This is a genomic window from Streptomyces sp. B1I3 (genome assembly GCF_030816615.1).
Taxonomy (GTDB): Bacteria; Actinomycetota; Actinomycetes; order Streptomycetales; family Streptomycetaceae; genus Streptomyces.
Genome location: NZ_JAUSYD010000001.1, coordinates 1,487,977 through 1,514,066, shown reverse-complemented (window position 1 = coordinate 1,514,066; position 26,090 = coordinate 1,487,977). Strand labels below are relative to the sequence as shown.

Sequence of the window (26,090 nt, the reverse complement as noted above, 5' to 3'; positions counted from 1 at the left end):
TGCCTTAACGATCAACACGGCCTCGCCGTCGATGACCACTTCAGGCGCCTCTCTTCCAGCCATGCCTGTATCCATAAGACGTACGCGTAAGATAACAGTAGCGGGGCGATAGTTGGTTGTCACTCACGCCTTTTTGCACTGTCGCTGCGGGGCAACTCGCCCTGTGTGGCATCCCCGTGGCGGCACGCGAGGTGATCCCCGACGCGTACGCGCACTTCACTGCGGTGGCCGCACATTCTCCGGCCGTCCAGTTTATGTGCAGCACCCTTCTGTCAACCTTTCCCTTCCAGAGGTTTACCGCCCGGTATGACGTCGCCGCCTTTCCTGCCCAGGACGCGGATTCACCGGAGCGGCCGGAACAACCGGCCCGATCCGGCCGGTTAGCAGGTTGCCTCGCGAAGAAAGATGGATGTATGGAGTCCCGCGAACAACGCCCCGGCCGAACCGGCCGCCCGCCACGTCTCTCCCAGGAGGCGATACTCGTCGCCGCACAGCGCATTCTCGACACGGAGGGCCCGGAGCACCTGTCCATGCGCCGGCTGGCCAGAGAGATGTCCAGTACGGCCATGGCCCTCTACCACCATGTGCAGGACAAGGACGAGCTCCTTCTGCTGCTGCTCGACGCGCATGCCAGGCGCTACCCGCGCCCGGAGCTGCCGAGCGAACCGCGCACCCGCCTCCTCGCCTCCGCCCAGGTACTGCACGACCTCCTCGCGGACTGTCCGTGGATCGTGGAGGTTCTCTCCTTCGACGACTTCGTCAGCGAGTCCGCGCTGTGGATCGTGGAGAGCATCATCGACGCGGCGGTCGAGTGCGGGATGGATCTGGAGGACGCCGTGTACGCCTACCGCGTGATCTGGCACTACACAACGGGCGAACTGGCCATCCGCGTCAGCCGGGAGCGCGTCCAGGCCCGGGCGGAGCACCCGGAGTACCGTGAACACTCCCTGGAGTTCCTGGACTCGGTGTATTTCCCCCGGCTGAACGCGGTCGGCAGGCGGTGGGCCGGACTGACCTCCCGGGACGACCACCGGACGGGCCTCGAAGCCGTCGTCGCCGGGCTGTTGGAGCAGAAGGCCGGGGTGGCGGGGTCCGCGGCCGATGCCACGCAGCCCGTGCTGCTGACTACCCCGGGACCACCGGCGGGTTGAACCGGGAAAAGTCCGGCTCGCTCCAGCGCAGCGGTACCGCGTTCTGGGTCTCCTGGACGGCCTCGATACGGAACTCCACGATGCGCTGCGCACCCGGTACGGCGGCCGCCTCGGCGCCGTCCCAGACGGTGTGGGCGGTACCGGAGAGCTGAAGGAGCGCGCCGGTCTCCCAGTCGGGCACCAACAAGCCCGCCTGCGGGTGCAGTTCGAGGTTCCCCAGAGTGAGGAACATGGCGTTGCCCGCATAGTCGGGCCAGCGCAGCCGGGTGGGCGAGAGCACCTGGAGGAAGCCGGGGTTGCCGCCCCGGTGCGAGGCGTCCGCGTCACCGTTCGGGGAGGCGGTGGCGATGAAGAAGCTGTCGGAGGTGGCGAGGGTGAGCTGCTGGACGGTGGTCAGCGCGTCCCCCTGGCGGATCGCCGCTCGACGGCCGCCCCGGTCCGGCGGGAGCAGAGCGTAGTTCCGCTTCTGGAGGTACTTGGGGCAGTTGCCGATCACCTGGTCGAGAGCGACCCGTACGCCGTCGGCCTCGGGCGCCGAGATCCCGTTGAGGCGGATACGGCGCCGGGCGGCCGGTTCGATGGCGATCATGCCGACCTGGGAGCCGCTCTCCCGCAGCACCGCGCCGAGCGGGTCGTCGGCCGCGGGCAGCGCGCCGATCGTCAGGGTCCGGGGGTCCGGCACCCCGAGGAAGCCGGGCTCGCCGGTGAGTAGAGTGCTCCAGAGCCGTCCGGACGCGTCGGCGGCACCGACGACGATCATCGGCTGCCGGGTCAGGAACACCGCCGCGGCGTCGGGCACCGTGTCGCGGATGGCGCGGAGCGAGCCGGCCGCCGGATCGCGCAGTCCCGCCCGGTGCTGAACGGCGAGTTCCCCGTCGTGGTAGTCGGCCATGGTCCGCCCTCCGGTCGCTCCGCGTCGCGGTCGGCCGACTCTACTGCGGGCGGCCCGCTACAGAGGGCCGAATCGACGAGGGAGGCCGGGGAACCTCCGCACAGGGGAAAGCCCGGGAGACTTATGTGGGAGATCCCCTCCGGGCATGTGGACGCAGGGGAAAGTATCCTGGGCGCGGCCCGCCGCGATACGCGGGAGGAGACCGGGCTGACCGTCTCCTCCATGGACCGCTACCTCGGCCACTTCGACTACGAGAACAGCCGCGGCACCACCACCCCGCCAGTTGTCTCACCAGCGCGCCCCGAACGGTCTTGGGTGCACTGGTTCCTCCGCTTTCGCGTCCTGGGCGGCGACGCATATCCCGTATGCGATCCGTCCCAGGTGGGCGGAATCCCTACGACCTGGCCATGGGGGTGTGGCCAGAGGCGGCGGGGAGGCCCCGAACCATCACTCCGGTGATACGGGGGCCCCGGCTGCTGACGCCACACCCGGCGTCCCAGATCGCGTTATCAAGATCTCGATCGGCTGCTGCTGTTCCCGGCTTTCCCTGCGCAGCCGCTGGAGCTCTTCCCTCTCCGCCGTGGTCAGCGCGCCGGGCGCCCCTCGTCACGGTCAATATTCGCCTGCTTCACCCAGCCGCGAAGGCCCTCGGAACTCACGCCGAGCTCCCGGACGACCGCGGTGACAAGGGGGAACTTCACCTCCGTGCATCCACCCTCCGCGAGACAACCACAACTGTGCATCAGATGAGATGAGTTCCGGCATTCTGTTCACAAAGTCCCTCAGGGATCGCTAACTTCCCCTCAACTTTGTTCGCATGGGAAGGACTTCTGTGAACGCATCAGCTCGCAGAGCCGTGACCGCCCTGGCCGCAGTTGCTCTCGCGACCCCGCTCCTGCTGGCCTCCGCCTCTCCTGCCTCCTCCTGGCAGCACCGGCCGGGCCAGGACGCCGCCGCGCTCTCCAGGGCGCTGGTACGCGAGGCGTCGGCCAAGGACGCCTTAACGCACCTGAAGAAGTTCCAGGCGATAGCCGACTCGGCCGGCGGTCACCGCGTCGCCGGCTCGCTCGGCCACGACGCCTCGGCCGCCTACGTCTACCAGCAGTTGAAGAAGGCGGGCTTCAACGTCGAGTACCAGAGGTTCGACTTCGTCTACACGCAGACGTTGGCCGAAAAACTCTCCACTGTGACGCCCGCCCCGCACGACATCGAGATACGCGCGCTGACGTACACCACGTCGACGCCGGCCGGCGGTATCCGCGCCGACCTCGCGGCCGTCCCGGTCGACGCAGACGGCACCACCGGCTGCGAGCCGGGCGACTTCGCCTCCGGCAGCTACACGGGCAGGATCGCCCTGATCAAGCGGGGAGGCTGCGCCTTCGCCGTCAAGCAGCAGCAGGCCGCCGCCGCGGGCGCGATCGGCGCCCTCATCTACAACAACATCGACGCCGGGTACGGTCCCCTCTCGGGCACCCTCGGCGACCCGTCCGCCGCGAAGATTCCCACCGGCGGCATCAGTAAGGCCGAGGGCGAGAAGCTCGCTGCGGACCTCGCCGCGGGCCCGGTCAACGTCTCCATCGAGATCCGCCAGCTCCAGGAGAACCGTTCCACCAACAACGTCGTCGCCGAGACCGCGCGCGGCAACGCCGCCGAGACGGTCATGCTCGGCGCCTCCCTGGACTCGGTGCACGCCGGTCCCGGCATCAACGACAACGGCTCCGGCTCGGCCGCCCTGCTGGACGTCGCGCTGAAGCTGGCGAAGCAGGAGAAGAACCTCCGCAACAAGGTGCGGTTCGCCTGGTGGTCCGCTGCGGAGAGCGGCCTGGTCGGCTCGCACCACTACGTCGCGAACCTTCTGCCGCTCGACAAACAGGAGATCAAGCTCTACCTGAACTTCGAGCTGATCGCCTCCACGAACGGCGCCATGTTCGTCTACGACGGCGACAACTCCGACGGCGCCAACACCCAGAGCGCGCCCGCGGGCTCGGACCGCCTGGAGCAGAACATAGCCGCGTTCCTCGGCAAGCAGGGCCGGCCGCACGCGGGCACCCCGTTCGTCGCCCGCTTCGACTACGGCCCGTTCCTCGACGCCGGTATCCCCGCCGGCGGAACGTTCGCCGGCGCGGAGGCGCTCAAGACGCCCGCCGAGGCGGCCGTCTTCGGGGGTACGGCGGGGGCCACGTTCGACCCGAACTACCACGGGGCGCGTGACGACATCAACAACATCAGCCCAACGATGCTCGAGGAAAACATCGACGTCATCGCCAACTCGGTGGGCACGTACGCGCACGACATCAGCTCCGTGCGCCCTCCGGCCACCGCCGCGACGCGGACGGCCGCCGACCGTGCCGTCGTCCGGCCCGCCGCCGGTTCGTACGGTGTGACCCGGTAGGTCCGTCCCGCCTCCCCCGGGGGCGTCCTTGTCGATCAGACGCAAGCTCGGCACGATCGGAGAACACCCCCGTCCCCGGTGTCCGGACCGACGACCCGGCACCGGGGCCGCTCAGCCGTGCCCCGATCCCGGCACGCGGACCGGCGCTGGGGGCGTGCCCCACAGGGCGCCCCGCCCCGCCCTGCCACGCGTGCACCACCGACGCCGCCCGACAGAAAGCAGAGGCCATGGCCATCGACATCACCGCCCTCCGGGCCCACTTCCCCTCGCTCGACGGGGGTCTCGCCTTCTTCGACGGGCCGGGTGGAACCCAGACGCCCCGACCCGTCGCCGACGCCATCGCGAAGACGCTGACCGGACCGCTGTCCAACCGAGGGACCGTCAGCCCCTCCGAACTCAACGCCGAACGCGCCGTCGCCGCGTTCCGTTCCGCCTACGCGGACCTGCTGAACATGCCCGCCGGCGGGATCGTCCACGGCCGCAGCGCCACCCAGCTGACCTACGAGTTCTCGCGCACCCTCGCACAGGAGTGGCGGGCGGGGGACGAGGTCGTCGTGAGCCGCCTGGACCACGACACCAACGTGCGGCCGTGGATCCAGGCCGCCGAGCACGCGGGCGCCATGGTCCGCTGGATCGAGATCGACCCGGCGACGGCCGAGGTCGACCTGGAGTCCTTCGAGCGGGCCCTCTCCCCGCGCACCCGGCTGGTCGCGATCACGGCGGCCTCCAACGTCCTGGGCACCAAGCCGCCCGTCCGCCACATCGCCGACCGGGCCCACGAGATCGGCGCTCTGGTCCACGTCGACGGAGTGCACTACGCCGCGCACGAACTGGTGGACGTGCCGGCACTCGGGGCGGACTTCTTCGTCTGCTCGCCCTACAAGTTCCTCGGCCCGCACTGCGGCGTGCTGGCGGCCGCGCCCGAACTCCTCGAGACGCTCCGACCGGACAAGTTGCTTCCCTCCTCCGACGAGGTGCCGGAGCGCTTCGAGTTCGGCACGCTGCCCTACGAGATCCTGGCGGGCGCCCGCGCCGCCGTGGACTTCCTCGCCGCGGTGGACCCGGGCGCCGGGACCACGCGCAGAGAGCGGCTGGCCTCGTCGCTGACCGCGCTGCACGAGCACGAGTCGACGCTCCGTACGCGCCTTGAGGAAGGTCTTCGGTCCTTCGGCGACGCGGTCACGCTGCACTCCAGGGCTGCGGAGCGGACCCCGACGCTGCTGATGACGCTGGTGGGCCGTGACGAGCGCGAGGCACAGATCCACCTGGCGTCGCGGAACGTGCTGGCGACGGCCGGGCAGTTCTACGCGTATGAGCCCTTCACGGCGCTGAAACTGGAGGGCCCCGCCCTGCGGGCCGGCATCGCTCCGTACAACACGGCGCAGGACGTGGACCGGCTCCTCGCCGGCCTGGCGTCCTTCCTCTGATCCGCCCCCGCAAGACGGGCCGCCGCCAAGAGCGCGCCCGGTCGGTCCGTACGTGGCGGCTGTGGCTCGCGGTCGTCGTCGCCTGCCTGCCGCTTCTACGATCCGCGCGTGGGACAGACCCCGGCACAGAAGGCCGCGAAGACGGCACCCGGACAGCAGCCGAGGAAGCGGTCCGGCAAGGCGCGGAGCGAGGCGAGGAAGACGGTGCCGCTGCCGCGTGGACAGGTGCGTGCTCGTCTTCCACCAAGGAGGCAAGCGCTCCGCCAAGAGCCAGATGGTCAAGGTCGCCGACCTCACCCGTACCCACTGGCAGGGCCGGTGGCATCGCGAAGGCGGCTACCACTCCTACGACGGCCGCATCCCGGTCGTGGCGACCACACCGGAGCTGCTGCGAGTACAGTCCGGCCGGCCCCGCGTTCCGGCGCTTCGGCCGCGACCACCACGAGCCGCTGCTGGAGGCGATCGGCAACCCCCGCCGGGACGCTGCCCTCGCCCGCCGCCGCAAGGCGGCCCGCGAGCAGGAACGGCGCCGCGCGGAGCAGGAAGCCGTGGAACGGGAGGCGCAGCGGCCGGTGCGCGCCGACTGCGGCCAGAAGTTCACCGACGACCGATGGGCGGCAGTCGACTCGCGGGACTGGAGCCGACTGCGGCCCTCGCACCCGGACCTGTGCGAGGACGTAATGCGCAACTTCCTGTACGAGATCACGGCCGCCCGCTACGAGAAGCTGTGCACGCGGCTGCGGGAGCTTCAGCTGGGTGCGGTGGCCGACCTGGGGTTCGTCGGTCTGGAGGACGGGGCCGGGGAGTAGCCGGCGGTCATCACGGGGTTCCAGGCAAGCGGGGGCAAGCGCCTGTCGTCACCGAAGAAGGTCGTGAACCGGCTGATCAGCAGCCTGCGAGCGCCGGTTGAGCACGACTTCGCGAGCCTGAAGACCTTCGGGATCCTGGCCAAGGTGCGCCTGCACCCGCGACATGCGACCGAGCTTGTGCGAACCCTGGTGGTGCTGACGCACCACCAAGTCGCGCGGTGACGGACGATCTCCTCGCGACGATCACCGCGATGAGCTGAACGAGCACCCCAACGACTTGTCACACCAGGTCCGGTGACCTGCACGAATCACGATGAACTTCCTCAGTAGAGGCATAGAGGTCGGAGAGAGCGTGTGGACACGAGGCGTGAGGAAGACAAAGTACGGTCTGGGCTCAGGGCACCAGGTACGGCGCCCCGACGATCCAGCCGCCGCGGACCGGCTCCGGCCACTGCTCGTCGGTCAGTCTGACCTCGTCGCCCTCGGCGATGGTCCCGGGCGAGGCCACCCAACAGTCGAGCGCGAAGACGCCGTCGTACAGCCGGTGGATATCGCGCAGGACGTCGTGGTCGCGCTCTCCGGTGTCGGGGTCGATGGTCGTCATGACGCAGCGGGAGCGCAGCTTGCAGACGCCGATGACGGTGTCTCCGATGTGGAGGGTGCGGCCGGGCCAGTCGCGTTCGGCGAGGCCGGGGACACCGCCGATCACCAGGTTGGAGCGGAGCCGACGCGGATCGTGGCCGAGGGCTTCGGCGGCGCCGTCGGTGATGACGGTGAGGTTGAGGACGTCGAACCGCTCGCGCCCGCTGTAGTAGACGGCTTCCGCGTCGGGGCCGGCCGCGCCCCGCACCAACTCCGCTGCCTCCGGGCTGTCCCAGGGGTGGCCGTCGACGAGCACGCTGCCGTCCATCGCCGTGGTCGCGGAGAGGCCGAGCAGTCGGGAACGCGCCCGGGCCGTCAGCAGGCCGCGGGAGTCACGGATGTGGATGTGCCGGTCGCCGGTCAGACCGTTCTCGGTGAGTTCGACGTTTTTCAGCCGCTCGCCGCGCATGGACTTCACGGGGAATCGCCAGATTTCTCTGAGGTGCACGTGACTCTCTCCAGGGGTGTGGGACCGACGCTGTCAGGGAGAAACGGGCGGGCACGGCGCGCGCACCAGACCCTGTCCTGCAAAACGTGCGCGTCATGGCCGCTGCCCATGCGGCCATTCTTGTGTCGGCCTGGGCCGGACGCCAGTAGATCCCCGGCCATCCGCGAATCTTTCCTGTCACTCTCCGCTGCCGCATGGCGCGTTCTGTACGCCGGGGGCGCCGCCGGTACACCGTGGAAAAGGCCACCTCCTTCTGGCCACCAGATGGGGTGCCAGGGTTGTGCGGTGAACCGGCCGGGGTTTGACGTGCGTTTCTTCCCTGATGTAGGCGCTGACGATGCCGTAGCTGCCCTGACGGTGCCGGAATCAGCGTCCCGTCGCTGTCGATCACGGTCCAGCCGGTCAGCGGCACCCCTTCGACCTCCACCTCGGGAAGCCCTCGGGCCGCTCACGCAGCAGTTCGTACACACGGCGCCGTACCGTCGCCCGGGCCCGCTCGGCCCGGGCCCGGGCGAGTTCGTCGAGTTCGGACCGCTCCGCCGTTCTCCTGCCGCCCGGTGGAGGAGCACGGACGAGCCGCCCGTCGTCGCGGCCGCGGGACAGGTCCAATGGCGTCAGGCGACGGTTTCCCCCATCGCTGCGGAGCCCGAACGGGTTTGGGTGTGGCTCTTCTGAAGTGAGGTCGCGCCGGTCAGGCCAGGAGTTCGTAGTCGGGCTGGTCGGGCCGGGGGTAGAGGCGTTCGTGTTCTTTGTGGGTGTGGAAGGTCCAGTACCGCCGTTGCTGATGAGAGCCCCAGGGTCGGGACGGCTCCGACGCCGGGGACGCTCCACCGACTGCCGGTGATATCGAGACGGTCGGCCACCAGATGACGTGCTGCTCCTTCGACGACGCCGCTGGCGATGGACCATCCGGCGTCGAGGGCCTCGTCGTAGCGAACGAAGGTGGCGTTGTTCTCCGGGTAGCGGCAGGCCCTGTCCGCCGTGTGGACGATCGCGTTATTCCCGAGGGGTAAGTTCACGTGATTCCCCAGGTCCTGGCTTGAAGGGCTAGGTTGCGCCGGGCAGCCCCAGGGCAATCATGAGGGCTGAGGAGAGCTCTTCCGCGAACAGGGCCGACCGGTGAGCGTCTGCCGGATGGCTTCCTCGTCGGGCGTCAGTCCGGCAGCGGCCGACCAGGTGAGAGCGCCGGCCACGGCCGGTTCGATGGGGAAGTGCTCCAGAGGTATCTCGTAGCTCTTCGCCATCCCCCGGTTGAGCAGGCCCTCCCAGCTGTTCCCGTCCGGCGTGAGGGCCTCGATGAAACCCACATCGCTGTCGAGGAAGGACACCATGACGGCCGGCGCCCCCGTTCGTTGGACGAGGTTCGCGAGGCTGGGCCGTCCGGCGTCGTCGAAGTCCGTGACCTGCTAGCCCTCCGCCAACGCCTCCGTGTCGTCGATGCCCGTGAACCCGGCTGCCCTCATGCGCTGGTGCAGTTCCCCATGCGCTGGTCCCCTTCTCGGCGCGTCGGGCAGTCAGCATGTGCACATGGTAGGGCAGGCCCGTTCCTTACCGGCTATGGAGTTGGGGCAGTTGGGCAGCACAGGGCAGGGACGCCGGGGGCGGTATGGCATAGGGGGTCACCTACTTTGCTAGCCAGGGTTCGAGACCAGGCCCGCGCTGGCAATGACCAGACGACCATCACGGATTGCAACGTCCTGATGGCTAGGCACCCTGACGGGCACTGATGACTACGGCCCCGGAGAGGCCACGTACGGCCCTTGTGAGGCGTTCGGGAGTGCGCCCGGAGGGGCAAGCCCCAGTGCACCCCAAGCCGCGTGCTGGCAGGACCGGAGGTGAGCCCCGCTGGTCGCTGTGGACTGACGGGGACCTGTGCGGAACGTGCGCTGGCCACCGCGCCATCTGGTGTGACGGGTGCTGTGGCTTCGCCAGATGCGACCTGTGCGGCTTTACGTTCAAGCGTCCCTGCCCGGCCTGTGTTGGCGGTGACGCTGAACTGATCCGCTGGTAAGCCCCCGCCCTGGTGGACGTTCCCCCGGACCCTCTGGGCCCACCAGTGCGGGACCTATGCCGACTCGCTGAGCGACGGCGAGCAAGACAGTTCAGGGAGTCGGTGCGGCCCCCGTTGTGCACTTCCCCCGTGGTGCATGGCGGGGGCTTTTGCCTGGCCAGAGGGCCCTACTGCGAGTGTGCAACCATCCTCGGCCCGCTGGTAGCAGTCGACGTTGGTGCCCATCGCGATGTGTGCGCCCCGCCATTGGCGGGATGAGAGGTGGCGGTCGAGCAGCTCGGCGGCGTTGGTCTTGACGACGATCTGTGAGTCGAAGCCGAGGCCGGTGTCCAGGTCCAGATAGCTGTGGGTCTTGCGGGCGAAGCAGTAGACGCAGGCGTGGGAACAGCCCCGGTACGGATTCACCGTCCACTCGAACGGCATCCGTGAGGCGCCGGGCACCCGGTTCACGATCGAGCGGGCCCGGATCTCGTGGAAGGTGATCCCCCGCCATTCGGGGGTGTCGAAGGTGCGCGTGGTCACCGCGTCCGCGGCGAAAAGCGCACCGAGCTCGGATGTCGGGCTCTGTGCGGTGTTTTCTGCCAGGTTGTCCCAGCGCATGGACGCCTCCTCGGTAGCACTGCGCAGAGAATAGAACATATGTTCCCTTGATCGTGCGCGGCCGGATACCGGGCCCGATTTTGAGGGTCCGTGCCCGAGGTGGTTGGCTCAGCGGGACCCCGAACAACCGAGTGCTGGAGGAGTAGGCATGGCGCAGGTCGAGGCCACGACGGAGCGGATCATCGCGGCGGACGCAGAGACGGTGTTCGATGCGCTGGCCGACTACAAGGAGGTCCGGGGCAAGGTGCTGACCGGTCACTTCAGCGAGTACGAGGTGCGCGAGGGCGGAGACGGCGAGGGAACCCTCGTGCACTGGAAGCTCCAAGCCACCAGCAAGCGGGTCCGCGACTGCCTGCTGGAGGTCCATGAGCCGACGGACGGGCAGCTCGTGGAGAAGGACCGCAACTCCTCGATGGTCACCACCTGGACCGTCACCCCGGCCGGCGAGGGCAGGTCCCGGGCCGTCGTGTCGACCGTCTGGAACGGGGCGGGCGGCATCGGCGGGTTCTTCGAGAAGACCTTCGCGCCCAAGGGGCTCGGCCGGATCTACGACGAACTGCTGCAGAACCTCGCCACCGAGATCGAGAAGTAACGCTCCCGCGCCCGCTGTCGGCGTCACGGCCGGCCTCACCGGAACGGGTGGTTCTCCGGGACGGCCGGTTGTGCGCCGCAACGCCTCCCACCGGCGCATAAGCCCTCAGTGTGCGCCGTGCGTACGCCCGGTCGCGTTTGCCCCGCCTTGCAGCCTGATGCGAGAAATGGGCGGCGCAGCTGCGATGAGGGGAGCGTCACGTGGTGGGTGGGATCACTCTGGTGAAGGACGAGCCGGACGGTGCGGGAGGCCCCGCGGCCGAACCCGCGCCACCACCGGACGCACCGGCCGCCGCACCGCCGGCCTCCCCGCCCGAGGAGGCCACCCCCCGGCGGGTCCGTCTGGTCTTCCTCGGGCTGATGCTCACCCTGCTGCTCGCGGCGCTCGACCAGATGATCGTCGCCACCGCCCTCCCCAAGATCGTCGGCGAGCTGCACGGCCTGGACAAGATGTCCTGGGCGGTCACCGCCTATCTGCTCGCCTCCACGATCGGCCTGCCGGTCTACGGGAAGCTCGGCGACCTCTTCGGCCGCAAGGGCGTCTTCCAGTTCGCGATCGTCGTCTTCATCATCGGATCCGCCCTCGCGGGCTGGTCGCGCACCATGGACGAGCTCATCGCCTTCCGGGCCGTCCAGGGCATCGGCGGCGGCGGGCTCATGATCGGCGTCCAGGCGATCATCGCGGACATCGTCCCGGCCCGGGAGCGCGGCCGCTACATGGGCCTCATCGGGGCGGTCTTCGGTCTCGCATCCGTGGCGGGACCGCTCCTCGGCGGATTCTTCACCGACCACGCCTCCTGGCGCTGGTGCTTCTACATCAACGTGCCGTTCGGCCTCGTCACCCTCGCCGTCATCGCGCTCGTACTGAAGCTGCCCAAACCGGCCGTCCGCCCCCGCCTCGACGTGCTGGGGGCGCTGCTGCTGGCCGCCGCGTCGACCTGCCTGGTGCTGCTCACCAGCTGGGGCGGCACCGAATACGCCTGGGGCTCGCGGACCGTTCTCGGGCTGGCCGCCGGGGCCGCCGGGACGGCGCTGCTCTTCCTCGTGGTCGAGCACCGGGCCGCCGAACCCATCATCCCGCTGCGCCTGTTCCGTGACTCCGTCTTCGGCGTCACCTCGCTGGTGGGCGCGGTCGTCGGCGTCGCGCTCTTCGGGGCCGCCAGCTACCTGCCGACCTATCTGCAGATGGTGGAGGGGGTGTCCGCCACCGAGTCGGGGCTGCTGATGCTGCCCATGATGGGCGGCATCGTCATCGCCTCCGTCGTCTCCGGGCAGCTGGTCTCGCGCACCGGCCGCTACCGCGTCTACCCGCTGGTGGGCGCGGCCGTCTCGGCCGTCGGCATGTGGTTGCTGTCCTTCCTCGGCACCGGCACCTCGGCGCTGGAGTACGGCATCTGGCAGGCGGTCCTGGGGATCGGGATCGGCCTCGTCATGTCCGTCCTGGTGCTGGCCGTGCAGAACTCCGTACGCCCCGGAGACCTCGGCACCGCCACCAGCGCCCACAACTACTTCCGGCAGATCGGCGGCAGCGTCGGCGCCGCGATCTTCGGAACCCTGTTCGCGGGACGCCTCGCGGACGCCCTCGAGGTGCGGCTTCCGTCCGGCGCCAGCCTGCCCGATCCGGAGTCCATCACCCCGCAACTGGTCCACGCCATGGAGCCCGCCCTGCGAGACGCCTACATCCAGGCGTACGCCGACGCCATGCCACGGATCTTCCTGTACCTCGTGCCGGTGCTCCTGCTCGGCCTGTTCCTCGCCTTCTTCCTCAAGGAGAAACCGCTGGTGTCCCACCACACCCCCCATCCGGCCGCCGACCCGGCCACCACGCAGACGACGATCCCGACGGCCCGCGCCGTCCAGGGCCCGTCACACCCCACCCGCCTCGCGGGGCTCCCGGTCTGCGGAAGCGTCCAGCACCCTGACGGCACGACGGTGGCCCGGGCCGCACTCACCCTCATCGACGGCCAGGGGCAGCAGGTCGGACGGGGTGCCAGCGGCGAGGACGGCCGCTACGCGCTGAGCGTGCCCGGCGCCGGCTCGTACGTGCTGATCGCCGCCGCGGGCGGTCACCAGCCGCAGGCGGTCAGCGTCACGGTCGGAGAGCGGCCCGTGGACCTCGACGTGGTCCTCGGAGGGGCAGGACGGCTCGCCGGCGCGGTCGTCACACCCGACGGAGCGCCGGTGCGCGACGCCGCCGTCACCCTCACCGATGTGCGCGGAGAAGTCGTCGCGACCACACGCACCGGGCGGGAGGGCGGTTATGTGATCGCGGAACTCGTGGCGGGCGAGTACACCCTGGCGGCCAGCGCCCCGGCCTTCCGCCCCGCCGCGCTGCCGGTCAGTGTGCAGGCGGCGCGTGAGACCCGGCAGGACATCGAACTGGCCGGCGGCGCCGTCCTGCGCGGAGTCGTACGCGCCCCCGGCGGGCGGGTGGTCGAGGACGCCCGGGTCACCCTGCTCGACGCGGCGGGGAACGTGGCCGGCACCCTGACCACCGGGCCCGACGGAGCGTTCCGCTTCATCGACCTGTCGACCGGTGAGTACACCGTGATCGCGGCCGGCTACCCGCCGGTCGCCACGGTGCTCCAGGTGCCCGGCGGCGGCCGGACCGAACGCGACCTCCAGCTGGGGCACGAGGACTGAGGCCTGCGGCGGGTGCGCGGGAGCCCGCACCCGCCGAGCTCACGGCACCAGGCGGGGCCGCCGTCCTGCCGCCACGTCCTCGACCCAGCCGAAGCAGAGGACGGCCACGGCCACCAGCACCCAGGCGACACCGAACTGCACCCACAGGCTGTCCAGTGCCAGATGCCGCTCGAGCGCCGGCACCTCCCACATCAGGTCGACCACCGGTACCGCGGCCATGAGCGCCACCTCGTGCCAGAGGTACACCGTCACGGCGCGGGCGTTGAACACCGTGACGGCACGGTCGGCCACCGGGTGACGCGCGAGAGCGCCGAAGCGGGGCCGGCAGCGCAGCAGGAGCAGCACGAACCCCGCCGACCACAGGGCCTGGGCGAGCGGAATGCCGTCCAGGTCGACCGTGCCGTCCACCGGGTGGCCCACCGCCCACCAGGTTCCCGCCACCATGAGGGCCACGCCTGCGGCGAGGACCCCGGAACGGCGCAACCGGTCGAGGACGCCGTCGCGGTGCGCGAAGCCCAGCAGCCAGCAGAACAGGAACGCCGAAAGGTCACTGAGCCCATTGCCCAGCCGCCCCTCCGGCACGCCCGTGACCGTCTCCAGCACCGCGACGGGCACCAGCGCCAGCGCGAGCGCCGCAAGGGGAGCGAGCCGGAACAGGCGCAGCAGCAGCGGCGAGAGCAGCACGAACCAGAGGTACGCGCGCAGGTACCAGAGCACCGCCCAGGCCTGCTCACCCCAAGCGTTTCCGGGCGGATCACCGACCGGGAACACCCAGTACAGGGCATCAGGCCCCGGCACCCAGCCGTGCAGCAGCATCGCCGCACCGAGCAGCAGACCGAAGAGCCACACCGGAATCAGCAGCCTCCGGAGCCGGCTGCGCAGCACCCCGGGAGCCGGCCGCTCCAGCGAACGGGCCATGAGCGAGCCGGCGAGCGCGAACATCACGCCCATGGACGGGAAGACGAACCCGAGCCAGGGCCACTCGAAGGTGTGGTAGGACACCACCCGGACGAGCGCGACGGCCCGCAGTACGTCGAAGGACCGGTCCCGGCCGCCGGTACCCGTGACGGCCGCGGGGGACGGCGCGAGCGCCGTCCTGCGGTGCGCGCCACCCATTACGACACGCCCGCCGGGGGCGTGCCCACTTCGCCGGTGCGCTTCAGCTTCTGCCAGCGCAGCCGGCCGCCGGTCGCGGCGGTGACACAGGAGTGGATCAGCACGAGGTACATCAGCTGCCGGTACGCGAGCTGCTGGAGCGGCAGCATCAGCAGGAACCGGTACTTCTCCCGGTCGAGCCGGAAGGCGTACGCCGCGCAGAACAGCTGCACGGCCAGGACCGCCAGCCAGGCGAGCAGCGAGGCACGGAAGTCCACGAAGACCATCGCGTAGAGCGTGAAGACGTCGATGAGCGGCGCGAAGACCGGGGTGACGATCTGGAAGAGGACGACCAGCGGCATGCCGACCCGGCCGAACCGCCCGGAGGGGCCCCGGTCGGTCACGGACCGGCGGTGCTTCCACAGCGCCTGCATCGTGCCGTAGCTCCACCGGTAGCGCTGACGCCACAACTGTCCCAGGGACGCCGGGGCCTCGGTCCAGGCGCGGGCGTGCTCGGCGTAGACGACCCGCCAGCCGGCGCGGTGCAGCGCGATGGTGATGTCGGTGTCCTCGGCCAGCGTTTCCTCGCTCATCCCGCCGGCCTCCAGGACCGCCTGGCGGCGGAACGCCCCGATGGCGCCGGGGATGGTGGGCATGCAGCCCAGCAGGTCGTACATCCTGCGGTCCAGGTTGAAGCCCATCACGTACTCGATGTGCTGCCAGGCGCCGATCATCGTCGACCGGTTACCGACCTTCGCGTTGCCCGCGACGGCGCCGATCCGGGAGTCGGCGAACGGCTGGACGAGCTGGTGCACCGCGTCGGGCTCGAAGACGGTGTCCCCGTCCATCATCACGACGATGTCGTGACGCGCCTGCCGCACACCGTTGTTGAGAGCGGCAGGCTTGCCGGCGTTCTCCTGCCGGATCACCCGGACATTGGGCAGTCCGAGTGATTCGGCTATCTCCGCCGTGCCGTCGGTCGAGCCGTCGTCGACGACCACGATCTCGATCGGGTGGGTGCTCGCGGCGAGGGAGTTGAGCGTACCGGCGATGCATTCCTTCTCGTTGTAGGCGGGCACGATCACGCTCACCGGCCCACTCACCTCGGGGCCCCAGGTGAACCGGCGTCCGTTGCGCTGCCGGTGGTGGCGCCGGGCGAGCAGGAGCATCATGCCGAAGCGGCCCAGGACGGCCACCCCGACGACACCCAGCACCACCGCCAGGCCCGGCACCGTCCATTCCGCGACCGCGACCGCGGCGAGCAGGGCGCGGCCCTCCCACTCGGAGGCCGTGTCCGCCCGGCGGTGGGCGGCCTGCTCGGCGTTGCCCCGGGAGGCACCCGCCTGCGCGGGGCCACCCGCCGGTGCGGCGCCGTCCTGTGCGTCGCCGCCTTGCGCGGCGTCCGGGCCGGCCTGCTGCTGGGCGCCGCTGACGGTGGTGAAGGTGTACCCCTTCGCCTTCATCTTCCTGATGTACTCCGGCAGCGCGGCCAGCGTCTCGGAGCGGTCGCCGCCCGCATCGTGGAAGAGCACCGAGGCACCCTTGCCCTTCTCGGGTGTCGCCCACTTGACGATCTTGTCGACTCCGGGCTGCTGCCAGTCCTCGCTGTCGGTGTCGATGAACACGCTGGTGTAGCCCATCGCGCCGAGACGCTTGTAGACGGGCCAGCTGTAGTCGTCGATCGCGTCGGTCTTCGAGGAGTACGGGGCGCGGAACAGGGTCGTCGTGATACCCGCGGCGCCCGCCAGGGCGAGCTGCGTCTGGGCGATCTCCCGCTTGACGCGGGCCTCGCTCTGATAGGAGAGGTCGACATGGGTGAAGGTGTGCACCCCCACCTCGTTGCCCTCGTCGACCATCCTGCGTACGACGTCCGGATAGCGCGAGATCATCGAGCCGACGAGGAAGAAGGTGCCCGGAACGTCGTTCTCCCCCAGGATGTCCAGGACCTTGTCGCTCCACTCGGGGTCGGGGCCGTCGTCGAAGGTCAGCACGATCGTCTTGTCCGGCACCGACTGCGTGCGGGCGGTGCCGCCGGGGAAGCTCAGCAGCGGTCCGCCCTCCAGCACGTCGCCGGGCACCGTGTCCGCGGAGGCTGCGGACCGCACCCGCCGGTCGTCGCCGACCTCGGCGCGCAGGTAGCCGTCCAGCAGCATCACGCTGACGAGCGCCAGCAAGAGGAGCAGGGCCATGATCACGCGGGGCCCGGGAACGGCCTGGCGCCGGACGCGGCCGATCACGCCGGGAGTGGCGTGCCGGCGGCGGGAAGCGGCCATCAGCTCGCCTCACCGGATGCCGTCGCCCGGGCGGACGCGGGCGGCGTCGGTATGCCGCCCGGCGCGCCGCTCGGAGGCGCGGTGCCGGCCGGCGGCATGCCGTACCCGGCTTGCGCCCGCCCGCCCGGGCCGGCTTCGGCGGCCGGGCCGCCGTCGAAGGGGAGCAACCGGGAGGGAGCCACGGAGATGCCACCCATGAAGGCGAGCCCGAGCACGGCGGCGTAACCCACGCAGACGACGCCCAGCAGCGTGCCCGCGCGGCGGAGCAGCTTGGCCCGGCGCCCGGAGCTGTCCACGAAGACGGGCCCCTCCTGGGGCTGTACGGTCGCGCCGCGCCGCTCCGTCGAGCGGGCCGGACCGGCGTGTGCCCGGCGTCGGCCGCGTGGTGCCGGGTCTTTCTCGATGACGGGGTCGGATTGCATGTGCGCATGGTGGCGAAGCTCGTTGTGCGAAGTCTGGAGCTTTCCTGGCCGCACGCTGTGGAACGGCCGTGAACCTGTGGGGCCGCTGAGAGTGCGGGCGGGTGCGATACGCCTCCGCCGGGCCCTCGGAGACCGCTCCAGCAGGGGAGTTGGGCACGAACGGCGGCGGCGTGCCGGCCTTCCCCATGGGTTTCCTGTGTCTTGCGACGGGCCCCCGGTGTGAGAGGTTCATGGTGTCCCGGCAGCACCTGCTGCCATTCCGGGCGACTCACCGAGAGCAGGTGCACATACGTCATGCAAAGGCGCACACGCGTTTCCTCGGTCCTTGCCGGGCCGATCGCGCTCGGCCTCGCCTGCTCGGGCTGCGCCACGGGCGGCGTCGCCGATCAGGCGAACGGTTCGGTGACGCCCCCGCCGACGACCGCGCGGACCGCCTACACGCCGTACGTCAGCGCCACGACAGCGGCCGACACCGACGGAGCGGGGTCGCCCGACGCGTACAACCTGGCCTTCGTCACCTCCGGGGCGTCGGGCTGCACGCCGCTCTGGGGCGGCACCACGCCGGTCGGCAGTGACGCGGTCGAAGCCCGCGCCGAGAAGCTCACCGGCACGGGCGCCGGCATCCGGGTCTCCTTCGGCGGCGCCGCCGGCACCGAGGCGGCGCTGGCATGCGACAGCGCGCGGGAACTGGCCGACGCCTACGCGACGGTGCTGGACGCGGTGGGGGCCACCGAGGCCGACTTCGACATCGAGGGCGACGCGCTCACGGACACCGCCTCGATCACCCGCCGCGACGAGGCCCTCGTCCTCCTCCAGAAGGAACGCGGCCTGGACGTCACGTACACCCTGCCGGTGATGCCCGACGGGCTCGAGGACACCGGGCTCGCCGTGATCGAGGACGCGGCCGGACAGGGCGTCGACGTCTCGGCGGTGAACATCATGGCGATGAACTACAGCACCACCCACGACGGTGACATGGGCGACTACGCCGAACAGGCGGCCACCGCGGCCCACGGCCAGCTCGCCGACCTCCTGGGGCTGCCGGACGAAGCGGCCTGGAAGGCGCTGCACGTCACCGTGATGATCGGGGTGAACGACGTCGCGGGGGAGACGTTCACCCTGGCCGACGCCGCGTCCCTGCGTAGCTTCGCCACCCGCCGGGGTGTCGGCGAGCTCTCCGTGTGGGCCGCCTTCCGCGACCGGGCGTGCCCCGACGGCACGGACGCGACGACGGCCTCGGACACGTGCAGCGGGGTCGAGCAGGAGGCGGGCGCGTTCGCCGAGGCACTGGGCGGCTGAGCGGCCGCTGCGCGTGCGCCGGAGCGCCGGGCGGCGACCTCAGCGCAGCGGGGCCTCCCGTACCAGGGCCATCAGCGCCCTGGCCCCCGGACTCATCGCCCCGGCCGGCGGGAGGACCACCACGCTCTCGTACGCGACGTCGTGGACACCGTCGATTTCCACGGCAACGAGCCCCGCGGCCTCCGGCTTGCGCGAGAAGTGGTGGGGCACCACCGCGATGCCGAGACCCTCGTGCACCAGCTCCAGCAGGCTGTGCACGTCGTTGACCTCGAGCGCCACCGTGCGGCGCACCCCGGCCGCGGCGAAGGCCTCGTCCGCCGCGCGCCTCGGCCCCCAGTCCGGGTGGAAGTCGATGAACGGCTCGCCCCGCAGCGCGGCCCACGCCACCCGCGGTCCCTCCCGCGCCAGACGGTGGCCCGGCTCGCACAGGACGACCATGGCCTCCCGTGCCAGCGGCATCAGCTCACCCCGCCACTCCGGCGGGCTGACGGTGGCGGCGAACGCGAGATCCAGGCGCCCGCCGGCCACCCCCTCCAGCAGGCTGGACGTCCCCTCCTGCCGCAGCCGGATCTCCATGTGCGGGTGCTCCCGGTGGAAGGCCGCGAGCAGCCGTGCGGGGCTGACACCGGCCACGCACTGCTCGACCCCGAGGGTCAGGGTGCCGCGCAGCAACCCCCGTACGGCGTCGACGGCGTCCCGGGCCGCCCGGGCCCCGGCCAGCGTGCGTTCCGCCTCCACCAGCAGGGCCTGCCCCGCCTCGGTGAGCCGCACGGTGCGCGTGGTGCGGCTGAACAGGGGCGTCCTCAGCTCGTGCTCCAGCGCCCGTACGGACGCGGACAGCCCGGACTGGGACACGGCGAGACGCTCCGCCGCGCGCGTGAAGTGCCGTTCCTCGGCGACGGCGACGAAGTGCTCCAGCTGACGCAGTTCCATGATTGAGCGATCCTAGCGATGAATCCCAGCGGAATCTCCTGTTGGACCGCTGGATCGTTCTCCGTCAGGCTGGGAAAGGCGCACCAGACCTGGCGCGTTCCCCGGACCTCTCCCGCGGAGTGCTCGCATGTACCTTCCGTCCGCCGACCGCTACACCGCCATGCCCTACCGGCGCACCGGACGCAGCGGCCTGCTGCTTCCCGCGCTGTCCCTCGGGCTCTGGCACAACTTCGGAGGCGACCGGACCCCCGAGACCCAGGCCGCGATCCTGCGCAGGGCCTTCGACCTGGGCATCACCCACTTCGACCTGGCCAACAACTACGGCCCGCCGCCCGGCTCCGCCGAGATCGCCATGGGCCGGGCCCTGAAGACGGACTTCGCCCACCTCAGGGACGAGATCGTCATCTCCACGAAGGCGGGCTACCACATGTGGGAGGGCCCGTACGGCGAGTGGGGGTCCCGCAAGAACCTGCGCTCGTCCCTGGACCAGAGCCTGACCCGGCTGGGACTCGACTACGTCGACATCTTCTACTCGCACCGCTTCGACCCCGACACCCCGCTCGAGGAGACGATGGGCGCGCTCGACACCGCGGTGCGCCAGGGCAAGGCGCTCTACGCCGGCATCTCCAACTACTCCGCCGAGCAGACCCGCGAGGCCGCCCGGATCCTGAACGAGCTGGGCACCCCGCTCCTCATCCACCAGCCGCGCTACTCGATGCTGGACCGCTGGGTCGAGGACGGCCTGCTGGACACCCTGGACGAGCTGGGCACGGGTTCCATCGCCTATTCGCCGCTGGAGCAGGGCATCCTCTCCGACCGCTATCTGGGGGGCATCCCGGAGGGGTCCCGGGCGGCGGGCGCGAGCCCGTTCCTGTCCGCCGACGCGGTCACCCCCGAACTGGTGGACCGCCTGGGCGCGCTGAACGAGCTGGCCCGGGAGCGCGGCCAGTCGCTGGCCCAGATAGCGCTGGCCTGGGTGCTGCGCGGCGGCCGGGTCACCTCCGCGGTCGTCGGCGCGAGCAGCGTCGCCCAGCTGGAGAACAGCGTCGCGGCGGCCGCGAACCTCGAGTTCGGCCAGGAGGAGCTCGCCCGGATCGAGGAGCTCGTGAAAGGCATCGGCCGCCCCTGATCCGGCGACCGCGGCGGCCGGCGGTGGTGCCGGCCGCAGGCCGGGGCCCCGCGGCGGACGGCACCACCGGACTGGACCGTTGGCAGATGCCCGGAGCTCTGGTCCGCCGCGGTCGCGGCGCGTACGGTGAGGCGGCACGAAGATCCTCTTCCCGCGGCGCGGGAAGAGGAGCGACCGACCAGCGACAGGACCGCGCACCGTGAAGATCCTCGTCAGCGCCGACATGGAGGGCGCCACCGGAGTGACCTGGCCGGCCGACGTGCTGCCCGGCACCCCGCAGTGGGAGCGGTGCCGCTCCATGTTCACGTCCGACGTGAACGCGGCGGCACTCGGCTTCTTCGACGGGGGCGCCGACGAGGTGCTCGTCAACGAGGCCCACTGGAGCATGCGCAACCTGCTCCTGGAGCGACTCGACGACCGTGTCCAGATGCTCACCGGGAAGCACAAGTCCCTCTCCATGGTCGAGGGCATCCAGCACGGCGACGTCGACGGCGTCGCCTTCGTCGGCTACCACACCGGCGCCGGTACGGAGGGCGTGCTCGCCCACACCTACCTCGCCAACTCCGTCACCGGCGTCTGGCTGAACGGCGTCCGCGCGAGCGAGGGTCTGCTGAACGCCCATGTGGCGGCGGAGTACGGCGTGCCCGTCGTCCTGGTCACCGGCGACGACCTGACCTGCAAGGACGCCGACACCTACGCGCCAGGCGCCCGCAAGGTGGCCGTGAAGGACCACGTCTCGCGCTACGCCGCGGTCTGCCGCACCCCGGCCCGGACGGCCGCCGACATCCGGGCCGCAGCCAAGGAGGCGACCGCGCTCGCCGTGCGCGGCACGCCCGTGGTGGGAGACTCCTTCACTGTGGAGCTGGAGTTCGACGCCGAGCATCTGGCCGCGGCCGCGACGGTCGTACCCGGCGTGGCGCCGACCGGTGAGCGGCGTGTCGCCTACACCAGCGGGAACATGTACGACGGAATTCGCACGTTCAAGGCGGTCACGACGATCGTGTCGTCCGCCGTGGAGGAGCAGTATGGCTGACGTGACCAACCCGTCCGGACCGGTCGACGGCCGGGCGCTCGACGAATCGGTGACGTTCACCTCCGAACTGATCCGCATCGACACCACCAACCGGGGCGACGGCGACTGCCGGGAACGCCCGGCCGCCGAGTACGTCGCCGAACGGCTGGCCGACGCCGGAGTCGAGCCGGCCCTCCTGGAGCGCACCCCCGGGCGGACGAACGTGGTCGCCCGGATCCCGGGCAGCGACCCCTCCGCCGACGCGCTCCTCGTACACGGTCATCTCGACGTGGTACCCGCCGAGGCCGGTGACTGGACGGTGCACCCGTTCTCCGGTGAGGTGCGCGACGGGGTCGTGTGGGGGCGCGGCGCCGTCGACATGAAGAACATGGACGCCATGGTCCTCGCCGTCGTCCGGGCATGGGCGCGTGCCGGTGTCCGTCCGCGCCGGGACATCGTCATCGCCTACACCGCCGACGAGGAGGCCAGCGCGAACGACGGCTCCGGCTTCCTGGCCGACGTGCACCCCGAGCTCTTCGAGGGGTGCACGGAGGGCATCAGCGAGTCCGGGGCCTTCACCTTCCACGCCGGGCCCGGGATGTCGCTCTACCCCATCGCCGCGGGAGAACGCGGTACGGGCTGGCTGAAACTGACCGCCGAGGGCAAGGCCGGGCACGGTTCGAAGGTGAACCGGGCCAACGCCGTCAGCGCGCTCGCCGCAGCCGTCGCCCGGATCGGCGCGCACGAGTGGCCGGTGCGCCTCACCCCGACCGTACGGGCCGCCCTCACGGAGATCGCCGCGCTCCACAACATCCCCGTCGACCTCGACGCACCCGGATTCGACGTGGACGAGCTGCTGGGCAAGCTCGGCCCCGCCGCCGCCCTCGTCGAGCCGACCGTCCGCAACAGCTCCAACCCGACGATGCTGGAAGCCGGTTACAAGGTCAACGTCATCCCCGGCCGGGCCACCGCCCGCATCGACGGCCGCATGGTCCCCGGCGGGGAGGACGAGTTCCGCGAGACCCTGGACCGGCTGACCGGGCCCGGCGTCACCTGGGAGTACGACCACCGGGAAGTGGCCCTGCAGGCACCCGTCGGCTCCCCGACGTACGCGAAGATGCGTGCCGCGGTCGAGTTGTTCGACCCGGGGGCCCACGTCGTCCCCTACTGCATGTCGGGCGGCACGGACGCCAAGCAGTTCTCCCGCCTCGGCATCACCGGTTACGGCTTCTCCCCTCTGAAGCTGCCCGTCGGCTTCGACTACCAGGCGCTGTTCCACGGTGTCGACGAGCGGGTCCCCGTCGACGCCCTGCACTTCGGCGTCCGGGTCCTGGACCACTTCCTGCGCAGCGCCTGACCGACGGGGGGATCGACCATGGTGACCACAGCGGCGTACGGAACGTGGCCGTCACCGATCGACGCGGCACTCGCCGCCGCACACGACGGGCGGCCCGAGTTCGTCGGCAGTGTCGGCGACGAGGTGTGGTGGACGGAACCGCGACCCGCCGAGGGCGGCCGCCGCGCCCTGGTGCGCCGCCGGGCCGACGGCACCATCGACTCCGTCCTCCCCGAGCCGTGGAACCCCCGCAGCCGTGTGATCGAGTACGGCGGAGTGCCGTGGGCCGCCCGGGCGCGCGAGGAGGGCGGGCCGCTGGTCGTGTTCGTGCACCACGCCGACCAGCGCCTCTACGCCTACGCCCCCGACGGGCCGGAGGCGCCATGGCCGCTCACCCCGCTGTCCGGCACCGGCGGCGGCCTGCGGTGGGTCGATCCGCAACTGCCGCCCGGACGGGACGAGGTCTGGTGCGTCCTGGAGGAGTTCACCGGCGAGTCACCCACCGATGTGCGACGGGTGATCGCAGCGGTTCCGCTGGACGGCTCGGCGGCCGGCGACCGCGGCGCCGTACGCGAACTCAGCGACGACCGGCACCGGTTCGTCACCGGCCCCAGGCTCTCCCACGACGGCCGCAGGGCCGCCTGGATCGCGTGGGACCATCCGCGGATGCCGTGGGACGGAACCGTCGTGATGATCGCCGAGGTGACCGGGGAAGGCTCCTTCACCGCTGTGCGGCCACTCGTGGGCGGCACCGACGAATCGGTCGTCCAGGTGGAGTGGGACGGGGACGGCTCTCTGGTGTTCGTCTCCGACATCGGTGGCTGGTGGGAGCTGCATCGCATCAGGCCCGACGCCGTCGCCGGCGCGGTCGTCCCCAGCAGCCGGCTCTGTTCCGGCCGGGGCGAGGAGTTCGGCGGACCGCTCTGGAAGATCGGCCAGCGCTGGTTCCACCTCCTCGGCAACGGCCTGATCGCCGTCGTCCACGGCCGGGGCACCACCGCGTTGGGGGTGCTCGACCCCGAGACCGGCGAACTCGTCGACGCCGTCGGCCCCTGGACGGCGTGGGCCGAGACACTGGCCGTGCAGGACACCAGGGTCTTCGGCATCGCCGCGAGCCCCCGCACCTCCTACGAGGTGGTGGAGCTGGACACCGCGACGGGCCACACCCGGGCCATCGGCGTACCCCACCGGGACGCCGTCGACCCGGCCTACTACCCCGAGCCGCGGATCCGCACCTTCACCGGGCCCGGCGGCCGCGACATCCACGCGCACGTGTATCCGCCGCACCACCCCGACCGCACCGGGCCCGACGACGAGCTGCCGCCCTACGCCGTCTGGGTGCACGGCGGGCCCACCGGGCGATCCCCGCTCGTACTCGACCTGGAGATCGCCTACTTCACCTCACGCGGCATCGGCGTCGTCGAGGTCGACCACGGCGGCTCCACCGGCTACGGCCGTGCCTACCGCGAACGGCTCCGCGGACAGTGGGGCGTCGTCGACGTGGAGGACTGCGCGGCCGTCGCCCTGGCGCTGGCCGCCGAGGGGTCGGCCGACCGTGACCGGCTGGCCGTCCGGGGCGGCAGCGCCGGCGGGTGGACCGCCGCCGCCTCCCTGACGACGACGGACGTGTACGCCTGCGGGGCGATCAGCTATCCGATCCTCGACCTGGAGGGGTGGGCGACCGGTGAGACGCACGACTTCGAGTCCCGGTACCTCGAGTCGCTCGTCGGCCCGTTCGCCGAGGTGCCCGAGCGCTACCGGGAGCGCTCGCCCGTCAACCACGCCGACCGGTTGACGGCGCCGTTCGTCCTGCTCCAGGGGCTGGACGACCCGATCTGCCCACCCGCCCAGTGCGAACGGTTCATCGCGGCGGTCGAGGGCCGCGGCATTCCGCACGCGTACCTGGCCTTCGAGGGCGAGAGCCACGGCTTCCGCCGCGCGGATACCCTGAGGCGGGCGCTGGAGGCCGAACTCTCGCTCTACTCCCAGACGTTCCGCCTCGACCGCCCCGACGTGCCACGACTGGAGCTGACGAAGTGAGCCTCCGCCCCCTCGCCCGGCCGGCCCGGCTGCGGCCCGGCGCCCGGGTCGCGGTCGTCGCGCCCAGCGGTCCCGTCCCTCCCGACCGCCTGGCGAGGGGCCTCGACCTGCTGCGCGGCTGGGACCTCGACCCGGTGGTGGGCGCCCATGTCCTGGACACCCACCCGGCGCTGGACCACCTCGCCGGTACGGACGAGGCCCGTGCCCGGGACCTTCAGGACGCCTGGTGCGACCCGTCGGTGGACGCCGTGCTGTGCGCCCGGGGCGGTTACGGCGCACATCGCATGGTCGACCTCCTGGACTGGCCGGCGATACGGGAGGCCGGCCCCAAGGTGTTCGTCGGGTACAGCGACATCACCGTGCTGCACGAGGCGTTCGCACTGCGGGCCGGATTCTCGACACTGCACGGGCCCATGGTCGCGGCCGAGGTGTTCCTCAAGGACGCCGTCACCCAGGAAGCCCTGCGCTCCACCCTGTTCGAGCCCGAGACGGTGCGCGTGCTCGGTCTGGGAACGGCGGCCGCCCTGGTGCCCGGCACGGCCCGGGGGATCACCTACGGGGGCTGCGTGAGCCTGCTCGCCGCCGACGCGGGAACCCCGCAGGCGCGCACCCGTGCGCAGGGTGGGCTGCTGATGATCGAGGACATCATGGAGGATCCGTACCGGCTCGATGGTGTTCTCACCCGGCTGCTGCGCAGCGGGGCGTTCGAGGGGATATCCGGGGTCGTCTGCGGCTCGTGGGAGCAGTGCGGACCGTACGAGCAGGTGCGGGCCGTGCTCGCCGACCGGCTCGGCGGACTCGGTGTTCCGGTCGTCGAAGAGCTGGGTTTCGGCCACTGCCCCACGGCGCTGACCGTCCCGCTGGGCGTGCCGGCGGTGCTGGACGCACCGGCGGACGGCGGTCGTTGCACACTGACCGTCGAGGTGCCCGCACTGGTCTGAAGCG

At 71.1% G+C, this 26,090-nt stretch carries 21 protein-coding genes and 1 pseudogene; 14 read left to right on the top strand and 8 right to left on the bottom strand.

Annotated elements, in window-relative coordinates:
• The first annotated feature begins 413 nt into the window (after positions 1-413).
• A complete protein-coding gene (locus tag QFZ58_RS07095) occupies positions 414-1,151 on the top strand; it encodes a TetR/AcrR family transcriptional regulator (protein WP_307124057.1) in 738 nt (245 codons plus the stop codon).
• On the opposite strand, the gene QFZ58_RS07090 is transcribed toward QFZ58_RS07095, so the two are convergent.
• A complete protein-coding gene (locus tag QFZ58_RS07090; protein WP_307124056.1) occupies positions 1,126-2,043 on the bottom strand; it encodes a pyridoxamine 5'-phosphate oxidase family protein in 918 nt (305 codons plus the stop codon). The genes QFZ58_RS07095 and QFZ58_RS07090 overlap by 26 nt on opposite strands.
• On the opposite strand from QFZ58_RS07090, the gene QFZ58_RS07085 reads away from it, so the two are divergent.
• From QFZ58_RS07085 to QFZ58_RS07065, 5 genes are all read left to right on the top strand, one after another.
• Complete coding sequence (locus QFZ58_RS07085) at positions 2,005-2,502, top strand: NUDIX domain-containing protein (protein ID WP_307124055.1); 498 nt, start codon at positions 2,005-2,007, stop codon at positions 2,500-2,502. The genes QFZ58_RS07090 and QFZ58_RS07085 overlap by 39 nt on opposite strands.
• Before the next feature lie 373 nt (positions 2,503-2,875).
• Entirely contained in the window at positions 2,876-4,435 is a 1,560-nt protein-coding gene (locus QFZ58_RS07080; protein WP_307124054.1) for a M28 family peptidase, read from the top strand.
• Positions 4,436-4,662: 227 nt separating this feature from the next.
• Complete coding sequence (locus tag QFZ58_RS07075) at positions 4,663-5,862, top strand: cysteine desulfurase-like protein (protein WP_307124053.1); 1,200 nt, start codon at positions 4,663-4,665, stop codon at positions 5,860-5,862.
• Positions 5,863-6,410: 548 nt separating this feature from the next.
• The gene (locus QFZ58_RS07070; protein ID WP_307124052.1) at positions 6,411-6,671 is read left to right on the top strand and encodes a hypothetical protein; all 261 of its coding nucleotides are present in this window, start codon (positions 6,411-6,413) and stop codon (positions 6,669-6,671) included.
• A gap of 9 nt (positions 6,672-6,680) precedes the next feature.
• Positions 6,681-6,893 carry a transposase family protein gene (locus QFZ58_RS07065; RefSeq protein ID WP_307128790.1) on the top strand — a complete coding sequence of 71 codons (213 nt, stop codon included), beginning with the start codon at positions 6,681-6,683 and terminating at the stop codon, positions 6,891-6,893.
• A 172-nt stretch (positions 6,894-7,065) separates the two neighbouring features.
• Here the strand turns inward: QFZ58_RS07065 and QFZ58_RS07060 are convergent, their stop codons facing one another.
• The 3 genes and pseudogenes from QFZ58_RS07060 to QFZ58_RS07045 all read right to left on the bottom strand — a co-directional run.
• Positions 7,066-7,761, bottom strand: a complete 696-nt coding sequence (locus tag QFZ58_RS07060) for an MOSC domain-containing protein (RefSeq protein WP_307124051.1) — start codon at positions 7,759-7,761, stop codon at positions 7,066-7,068.
• Between the two features lie 1,076 nt (positions 7,762-8,837).
• A complete protein-coding gene (locus QFZ58_RS07050) occupies positions 8,838-9,092 on the bottom strand; it encodes a hypothetical protein (protein WP_307124050.1) in 255 nt (84 codons plus the stop codon).
• An 845-nt stretch (positions 9,093-9,937) separates the two neighbouring features.
• Positions 9,938-10,372: pseudogene (locus QFZ58_RS07045) on the bottom strand (radical SAM protein); the annotation flags it as partial.
• A gap of 148 nt (positions 10,373-10,520) precedes the next feature.
• Here QFZ58_RS07045 and QFZ58_RS07040 point away from each other — a divergent pair.
• Together QFZ58_RS07040 and QFZ58_RS07035 are read left to right on the top strand one after the other, a co-directional pair.
• Complete coding sequence (locus QFZ58_RS07040; RefSeq protein WP_307124049.1) at positions 10,521-10,964, top strand: SRPBCC family protein; 444 nt, start codon at positions 10,521-10,523, stop codon at positions 10,962-10,964.
• Positions 10,965-11,164: 200 nt separating this feature from the next.
• Positions 11,165-13,606: an MFS transporter gene (locus QFZ58_RS07035; RefSeq protein WP_307124048.1), complete on the top strand. Its 2,442-nt coding sequence runs from the start codon at positions 11,165-11,167 to the stop codon at positions 13,604-13,606.
• Positions 13,607-13,645: 39 nt separating this feature from the next.
• Here the strand turns inward: QFZ58_RS07035 and QFZ58_RS07030 are convergent, their stop codons facing one another.
• The 3 genes from QFZ58_RS07030 to QFZ58_RS07020 are packed head-to-tail and all read right to left on the bottom strand — an operon-like array spanning position 13,646 to position 17,396.
• On the bottom strand, positions 13,646-14,722 hold the full coding sequence (locus QFZ58_RS07030; RefSeq protein WP_307124047.1) for an acyltransferase family protein: 1,077 nt from the start codon (positions 14,720-14,722) through the stop codon (positions 13,646-13,648).
• On the bottom strand, positions 14,722-16,974 hold the full coding sequence (locus QFZ58_RS07025; RefSeq protein ID WP_307124046.1) for a bifunctional polysaccharide deacetylase/glycosyltransferase family 2 protein: 2,253 nt from the start codon (positions 16,972-16,974) through the stop codon (positions 14,722-14,724). Before QFZ58_RS07025 ends, QFZ58_RS07030 begins: the two co-directional genes overlap by 1 nt.
• Entirely contained in the window at positions 16,974-17,396 is a 423-nt protein-coding gene (locus QFZ58_RS07020; protein ID WP_307124045.1) for a hypothetical protein, read from the bottom strand. Before QFZ58_RS07020 ends, QFZ58_RS07025 begins: the two co-directional genes overlap by 1 nt.
• 294 nt (positions 17,397-17,690) lie before the next feature.
• Between QFZ58_RS07020 and QFZ58_RS07015 the strand changes: the two genes are divergently transcribed.
• Positions 17,691-18,695, top strand: coding sequence for a chitinase (locus tag QFZ58_RS07015; RefSeq protein WP_307124044.1), 1,005 nt, complete (start codon positions 17,691-17,693; stop codon positions 18,693-18,695).
• A 39-nt stretch (positions 18,696-18,734) separates the two neighbouring features.
• On the opposite strand, the gene QFZ58_RS07010 is transcribed toward QFZ58_RS07015, so the two are convergent.
• Complete coding sequence (locus QFZ58_RS07010; RefSeq protein WP_307124043.1) at positions 18,735-19,628, bottom strand: LysR family transcriptional regulator; 894 nt, start codon at positions 19,626-19,628, stop codon at positions 18,735-18,737.
• Between the two features lie 127 nt (positions 19,629-19,755).
• Between QFZ58_RS07010 and QFZ58_RS07005 the strand changes: the two genes are divergently transcribed.
• From QFZ58_RS07005 to QFZ58_RS06985, 5 genes are all read left to right on the top strand, one after another.
• On the top strand, positions 19,756-20,757 hold the full coding sequence (locus QFZ58_RS07005; protein WP_307124042.1) for an aldo/keto reductase: 1,002 nt from the start codon (positions 19,756-19,758) through the stop codon (positions 20,755-20,757).
• A gap of 199 nt (positions 20,758-20,956) precedes the next feature.
• The gene (locus QFZ58_RS07000; protein ID WP_307124041.1) at positions 20,957-21,790 is read left to right on the top strand and encodes a M55 family metallopeptidase; all 834 of its coding nucleotides are present in this window, start codon (positions 20,957-20,959) and stop codon (positions 21,788-21,790) included.
• The gene (locus QFZ58_RS06995) at positions 21,783-23,126 is read left to right on the top strand and encodes a M20/M25/M40 family metallo-hydrolase (RefSeq protein ID WP_307124040.1); all 1,344 of its coding nucleotides are present in this window, start codon (positions 21,783-21,785) and stop codon (positions 23,124-23,126) included. Before QFZ58_RS07000 ends, QFZ58_RS06995 begins: the two co-directional genes overlap by 8 nt.
• An 18-nt stretch (positions 23,127-23,144) precedes the next feature.
• Positions 23,145-25,145 (top strand): prolyl oligopeptidase family serine peptidase, encoded by a 2,001-nt coding sequence (locus QFZ58_RS06990; RefSeq protein WP_307124039.1) that lies wholly within the window; start codon positions 23,145-23,147, stop codon positions 25,143-25,145.
• Entirely contained in the window at positions 25,142-26,086 is a 945-nt protein-coding gene (locus tag QFZ58_RS06985; protein WP_307124038.1) for an LD-carboxypeptidase, read from the top strand. The genes QFZ58_RS06990 and QFZ58_RS06985 overlap by 4 nt, the downstream gene beginning before the upstream one ends.
• The last annotated feature ends 4 nt before the right edge of the window (positions 26,087-26,090 follow it).